Source organism: Bacteroides sp. AF34-31BH (genome assembly GCF_003602795.1).
GTDB classification, from domain to species: Bacteria; Bacteroidota; Bacteroidia; order Bacteroidales; family Bacteroidaceae; genus Bacteroides; species Bacteroides uniformis.
This window is the reverse complement of the sequence record NZ_QTLV01000026.1, coordinates 1-205: the sequence shown is the minus strand read 5'-3', so window position 1 is coordinate 205 and position 205 is coordinate 1. Positions and strand designations below refer to the sequence as shown.

General features: G+C 48.3%; 1 protein-coding gene. It reads left to right on the top strand.

Annotated features, from left to right (window positions below; genetic code table 11):
* Window positions 1–205, top strand: a 205-nt coding sequence (locus tag DWZ67_RS20535) for a hypothetical protein (RefSeq protein ID WP_243635198.1), incomplete at both ends; no start/stop codon positions are given.

The window sequence follows — 205 nt, the reverse complement described above, 5'->3', positions numbered from 1 at the left end:
TCAGTGGCTACGACATCACAAGTACGGTTTATACTTTCTCCAACAAGCCGTCTGGTGTGACACATACACATACTGCCAGCGGAAAGACCACGCGCACGGAAGTATATACCTATACCTACGACCATGCGGACAGAATAAGCAAAGTGCAGCATAGTCTTGGCGGCACTTCAATCACTCTGTACGATGCCACTTATGACAACTTCGG